The organism is Citrobacter sp., assembly GCF_050252275.1.
Taxonomy (GTDB): domain Bacteria; phylum Pseudomonadota; class Gammaproteobacteria; order Enterobacterales; family Enterobacteriaceae; genus Citrobacter_A; species Citrobacter_A amalonaticus.
This window is the reverse complement of sequence record NZ_JBFWLF010000277.1, coordinates 1-6,084: the sequence shown is the minus strand read 5'-3', so window position 1 is coordinate 6,084 and position 6,084 is coordinate 1. Positions and strand designations below refer to the sequence as shown.

7 protein-coding genes are annotated in these 6,084 nt (G+C 55.0%); 4 read left to right on the top strand and 3 right to left on the bottom strand.

The annotated features are described in order from the left end of the window. Positions 1 to 194: 194 nt before the first annotated feature. From AB7E14_RS19225 to AB7E14_RS19215, 3 genes are all read right to left on the bottom strand, one after another. Entirely contained in the window at positions 195 to 836 is a 642-nt protein-coding gene (locus AB7E14_RS19225; RefSeq protein WP_042999303.1) for a LysE family translocator, read from the bottom strand. A gap of 48 nt (positions 837 to 884) precedes the next feature. Then, positions 885 to 1,700, bottom strand: coding sequence for an AraC family ligand binding domain-containing protein (locus AB7E14_RS19220; RefSeq protein WP_044326771.1), 816 nt, complete (start codon positions 1,698 to 1,700; stop codon positions 885 to 887). A gap of 135 nt (positions 1,701 to 1,835) precedes the next feature. Next, positions 1,836 to 3,248 carry a PLP-dependent aminotransferase family protein gene (locus AB7E14_RS19215; protein WP_044326770.1) on the bottom strand — a complete coding sequence of 471 codons (1,413 nt, stop codon included), beginning with the start codon at positions 3,246 to 3,248 and terminating at the stop codon, positions 1,836 to 1,838. 176 nt (positions 3,249 to 3,424) lie between these two features. On the opposite strand from AB7E14_RS19215, the gene AB7E14_RS19210 reads away from it, so the two are divergent. From AB7E14_RS19210 to AB7E14_RS19195, 4 genes are all read left to right on the top strand, one after another. Further along, positions 3,425 to 3,589, top strand: coding sequence for a DUF1127 domain-containing protein (locus AB7E14_RS19210; protein WP_071888362.1), 165 nt, complete (start codon positions 3,425 to 3,427; stop codon positions 3,587 to 3,589). A gap of 149 nt (positions 3,590 to 3,738) precedes the next feature. Beyond that, positions 3,739 to 4,203 (top strand): MarR family winged helix-turn-helix transcriptional regulator, encoded by a 465-nt coding sequence (locus AB7E14_RS19205; protein WP_044326769.1) that lies wholly within the window; start codon positions 3,739 to 3,741, stop codon positions 4,201 to 4,203. Between the two features lie 5 nt (positions 4,204 to 4,208). Then, on the top strand, positions 4,209 to 5,276 hold the full coding sequence (locus AB7E14_RS19200; RefSeq protein ID WP_192502142.1) for an HlyD family secretion protein: 1,068 nt from the start codon (positions 4,209 to 4,211) through the stop codon (positions 5,274 to 5,276). After that, positions 5,266 to 6,084: DUF2955 domain-containing protein (locus AB7E14_RS19195; RefSeq protein ID WP_428169808.1), on the top strand; the 819-nt coding region annotated here is incomplete at its 3' end. The genes AB7E14_RS19200 and AB7E14_RS19195, both read left to right, overlap by 11 nt.

Below are 6,084 nucleotides of genomic sequence, written 5' to 3'. Positions count from 1 at the left end.
AAAGCACTGCCCATGAGAATCACAGACAGGGGAACACATTCTGACGCTTGTCAGAATGTGTAGCGATTACAGATGGTTATCAGCACATCACACCTCGGGAAAAGTAAGTTGAACGGAAAATATACACCTTAAGTGTCATTATAATTTGATGTTAGTCAATAGAATGGGCTGAATTCATTCAGTATCTCAATGAGCTACGGGAAGAGAAAGCGCCAGACGATCCCGCAGCCAAAGGCGATCAACACGACCCCGGCGAGACGTTCGATCCACACGATCCCGTGGCTTAGCCGTCGCTGGATAAACGGCAGGCCAATCCCCATCACAATCAACAGATCCCAGCACAGTACGACGCTGGTCATCCAGATCCCGCTGACGGCCTGCTGCACCAGCGTCACTGACGGGCCAAGCAGGGCGGTCATCAGCGCCAGATAGAACAAGGCGTTTTTCGGGTTGAGCAGCGACGAACCCAGCCCCAGCAGCACTTGTTTGCCCAATCCCGGACGCGTGGACTGGGCATCTGCGCCCGTCAGCGTTTGCGGACGACTGCGTAGCAGCAGGCTGCCGATCCACAGTAAATAAAGTGCGCCCAACAGTGCGATCAACGTGAAGAGCTGGGGAAGCTGACGGAGGATCCCCCAGCCGGCAATCGCCAGCAGGATATAGATGCCGTTACCGGCGGCGATCCCCAGGCACAGCCCGGCACTGCCGCGCAGTCGATAGCGAACGGCGTAGCCCACCAGTAAAAAGAAATCCGGTCCGGGGCTGAGCAGCGCCACAAAGTGAGCCAGCGCCAGGGCGGGAAAGGCAGGGGGAAAGAGTACAGACAACGGTTCCATAGTGACCTCAGTGTGCAAACCTGAGTACACGCTACGCCCGGTGAAACGCTAATTATTGTCTGATATTGATCGTCCCCGCGCATACTGACGCGGTGTGGCGGCGGTATAACTGACAAAGGTGCGGTGGAAATGGCTCTGGTCGGCAAAACCACTCTGATAGCCGACGTCGGCGATATCGTCTCCGGCGCGCAGTCGCGTTCTGGCAAAATCGATCCGCGCGATGTTCAGATAACTGCCCGGCGTCAGACCGGTGTCCTGCTTAAAGGTGCGAATCAGCGTCTCTTTGCGCATGCCGAACTCTTGCGCGACATCATCAAGCGACGGTGGAGAGAGCAAATTGTTGTGCAGCCGCGCTTTCAGAGACTGACTGGTCGCTCGCGGACGCGGCGGATTTCCTGACTGCAAGGGGAGTGCGCGCAGCAAGAGGCGGACGGCATCGATAAGCGGCGCGGTTTGCCGTTTCTCCATTAACGCCACAAGGTCGAGAAAGCGCTGAAAGCGTTGTGGATCGCGGATCACCGGGTTCGGGGCGAAAAACGGTGCAGGGATTGTCTGTTCGGACAACTGGGCAACACACCAGTCCGCGTCCAGGTAGAGCATATGGTAGCTGCGACACTGTCCATCGACCGGATTACAGCTGTGCGGTACCCGTGGCGGGATGACTATCAGGTCGCCCACCTGCAGACGGTATTCTTTGCCATCGCTGACACAGCAGGTTTCACCTTCCAGAATGGCCCCAACAGAGAGTTGCGGATGGTGATGGCGCTTATAGGCCTGATGACTGCGCCAGGTGCTGCGCAGCTCCAGCCATGCAAGCCGCTCATCGCGCCAGAACGATTGTGGAATATCTCGGGTGTGGGTCACAATTAGTGCCTCCGGCATAGTCATGCTTTGTTATATCACGGTACAAAGACTTACCAGACTTTCCGCAGAAGAGCTGCAGAGTGTGATTCACTGAATACGCTGTGTCGCGTTCAGGCCGTCCGGTAAGTCGAATGTTTACTCCATCGCGACTTTGATCGCCTCGCCCAGTTTCTGCATCACATCCCGGTGCTTCTCGTTGGGCGGAAGCGCACAGTTTATGCGCACGCAGTTGCGGTATTTCCCGGATGCGGAAAACAGTGAACCCGGTGCGACCTGAATTTTCAGGCGACAGAGTTGTCTGGAGACACAAACCATATCGACCTGCTCCGGGAGTTCAACCCATAACATAAAACCGCCTTTTGGTCGCGTTACGCAGATCCCACAAGGAAAGTATTCCCGCGCCCAGCAGGTATAAATCTCCATATTACGCTGATAAATCTGCCGCATTCGCCGGACGTGGCGGTGATAGTGTCCTTCCTGGACAAACGTCGCAGCCGCCAGTTGTGTGGCGGGAACGTTGGTGCCAATAACCGCATACTTCATATGCAGTAATTTGTCGTGATAACGACCCGGAGCGACCCAGCCGACGCGCAGGCCAGGGGCGACCGATTTGGTGAATGAACTGCAAAGGATAACCCGACCGTCGATATCCCAGGAGTGAATGGTTCTGGGGCGGGGATACTCTGTCGCCAGTTCACCGTAAACATCATCCTCGAAAATCACAATGTCGTGGCGTTGAGCGAGCGCCAGCACCGCCCGCTTACGGGTGTCCGGCATGATAAAACCGAGCGGGTTATTGCAATTGGGCACCAGGATAACGCCTTTGATCGGCCACTGTTCAAGCGCCAGCTCCAGCGCTTCAATACTGATGCCGGTATCCGGATCGGTCGGGATCTCAATCACTTTGATCCCTAAACCGCGCAGCAATTGCATGGTGCCGTAATAAGCCGGGGATTCCACAGCGACAATGTCTCCTGGCTGGCAGACGGCCAGCAGGGCCAGTGACATGCCGCTTTGACTGCCGCTTGTGATCACCAGATCGTCGGCGTTAACCACCGATCCGCCATCCAGCATCAGCCGGGCGATTTGCTGGCGTAGTGCGAGGCTGCCAGCCAGTTCATCGTAGCCCAGAACCGCACTCAGATTGTGTTGTGCTACGCGACTGAGTTCGCGCCAGAGCGGTTTCAGGCTGGGTTGGCTAACATCCGGAATACCGCTGCTAAGCGGGATAACCGATTGGTCGTGATGGCCTTCCAGCATGTTCAGTACCTGCTCCCATTGGGTAATCTCAACCGGACGCTGTACCGGACGCGACATCGGCGGGACCGGCGGCAGCGCTTTCTGAGGCGCGACGAAGTAGCCTGAACGGGGCTGCGGCGTAATGAGCTGCAATGATTCCAGTACCTGATACGCCTGCTGTACGGTGCTGATACTGACACCGTGCTCCTGACTCAGACTGCGTACCGACGGCAATTTCTCTCCGTGACGATACAGCCCTTGTTCAATACGCTCGGCCAGAATATTAGCCAGATGTTGGTAACGCGTCATGCTGTATCCCTCGAAGATGCCATACAGATGTAAAAACCAGTACAGACAGGTGCAAAATGTGCGATGCAGAGACAGTATTAGCGAATCTGTATGTTAAATAAAAGCTGTTTTTGAATCTGTATCGATCCACCCGAAAACCGCCAGAATACAGGCTCTGGTATGAGAGGGGGTGGAGTATGGAATTTCATGAAAACAAAGCAAAGCAGCCGTTTATTGGCTTTGTCCTGATCTGGCGAGCGTTTAAAAAATGGCATCTGCAGGCGCAAACCCGACGGATCCTGCAACAGATGAGTGATGAGCGACTCAAGGATCTGGGATTACGCCGGGATCAGATTGAATAGCGTGACTGTAGCAGTCAGAGGCTGGAGGTGGAACCCGTCCGGCCTTTTTTATATTCATAAAATTTATCAATTCATGCTTACAGACAGTGTGTTTCTTGATACTTACCCTGATAAGTATTATTTTCCTTTCGCTTAGAGAGGAAAGAGACATGACTGAAGATGAGCTGTTTGCCCGCCGCCCGTTGGGGATGCGTATGGCGATGGTCGTGCGTCAATGGCGGTCCATTATTGATGCGGCTATTACCGATACCGGCCTGACCCAGTCCAGTTGGACGGTGCTGATGCAACTGTATCAACTGGGAGATAACGTTTCGGTCAGTGAACTGGCACAGGTGCAGGGTATTGAACTGCCACCGCTGATGCGCACGCTCACACAACTGGAAAATCAGGGCTATCTGGTGCGTTCCACATCGCCTTATGACAAACGCATCCGTCTGCTAATGCTAACTGCGGAAGGCCGTGCCCGGCTGGTAGAGTTGAACCGGATGATTGAAGCCTATCAATGTCGCGTCACGCGTACCATTCCTGAAGCAGATCTCGCTTCCTTCAGCGCCACCTTAAATGTAATCGCCTGCAATCTGCGGACAATCCGCGAAGAAGATAATCAACACTAAAAACTATGATGACCCCAGAACAAAAATTTGCCCGTTGGGTAAGGGTGAGTATTGCCGCTTTCCTTGCCATATTCGCCTGGTTTATCGTTGCCGATATCTGGATCCCGTTGACGCCGGACTCCACGGTGATGCGCTCGGTCACGCCGGTTTCGTCGCGTGTTTCCGGATACGTCTCGCACGTTTATGTGCGCAATAACAGCCAGGTAAAAAAAGGCGATCTGCTTTATGAGCTGGATCCCACGCCATTTATCAACAAAGTCGAGGCCGCGCAAATCGCCTTTGCGCAGGCCAGACTGAGCAATCAGCAACTGGATGCACAGATTGCTTCTGCCCGCGCCAACCTGCGTACTGCCGAATATACTGCGCGTAATGACAAGCTGACGTTCGACCGCTATCAGCGGCTAAGCGCGATGCAAAACGTTTCGCAGGCGGATCTCGACAGGGTGCGGACGACCTGGCAGACCAGTGAACAGTCGGTAACCGCGCTGCATGCCAACATCCAGAATCTGCTGATCCAACGCGGCGAGCGCGAAGACAGCCATAACGTGACGCTGCAAAAGTATCGTAATGCGCTGGAAGAGGCGCAGTTGAATCTGGCATGGACAAAAGTGCGCGCAGAGACGGACGGAACGGTGAGTAATCTCCAGCTTAACGCCGGGCTTTACGCTACCGCCGCCACGCCACTGCTGGCGCTGGTCAGTAATCAGACGGATATCGTGGCCGATTTCCGCGAGAAGAGCCTGCGCCATACCCGCGTCAATACCGATGCCGCCGTGGTGTTTGATGCCATGCCGGGTAAAGTGTTCCGTGCGCGTGTGACCAGCAGCGATGCGGGGATCCTCGCCGGACAGGAAGAGGTCAACGGTCAACTGTCGCAGCCAGAGCAATCCACCCGCTGGGTGCGCGATGCGCAACGGATGCGTATTCACGTGACGCTGAGTGAACCACTGGACAAACCGTTACCGACCGGTGCCCGCGCCACGGTGCAGTTGTATAACAGCGAAGGCCCCTTTGCCCGTACTTTTGCTGGCGCGCAAATCCGCCTGGTCAGTTGGCTGCATTATGTCTATTAACACCCTGGCGCGCGTATTCACGCCACATGACAACATCGTCTATACAGCCAACGACTTTCGCCAGACTCTGCGGATAGCCGTTGCCGGGACGATCGCGCTAAGTATTTCGACCTTTTACAACGTCCAGTACGGCGTTTTCTTCGTGGTCTATCCGTTGATGCTGATGTCGCTGGTACCGGTGTTTAACCGCCACGTAGCGCGGCAGTTTGTGTTCAGTGCGGCGGTGAACTGCGTCGAAATGGTATTGATTGTCGGTTATCTCTCGCAGTGGCCAGTGATCATGACGCTGGTGGTGTTTGGCCTTTACGTGATGCGCTTTCGCTTTATGAGCAAGGGGCCGCTGTTTCTGCTGGGGTCAATGGGTGTGGTCTGCCAGAGTACGATGCTCAATTTTATGAGCTATCCCACCACAGACTGGCACACGCTGATGTTTTCCAACATGGAAGCCTGCGTGATGGCGGTAGCGCTGAGTGCGCTGCTGCACTATTTGATCCCCGATGTGGAACCGCGTAACCCGCCGCCGCGCATTGAGAAAGACGAAGCCCGCATTCGCCACGAATCGCTGCTTTCCGGCACCGTGGCGACGATGATCTTTGTGATCTTCCAGATTTGCGATCTGAGCGATTCGCTGTCAGCGCTGATGGCGGGGATTTTGATCCTCTTTCCGATGCACTATCGCGGCGCGGTCCTGAGTTCCCTCTGGCGCGTCGTCGGTGTGGTACTGGCCTGTCTCTATATTCTGGTGGTGCAGTTGCTGATTTATGATTTCAGTAATCACATGCTGTTAATGATGCCACTGATCGGTCTC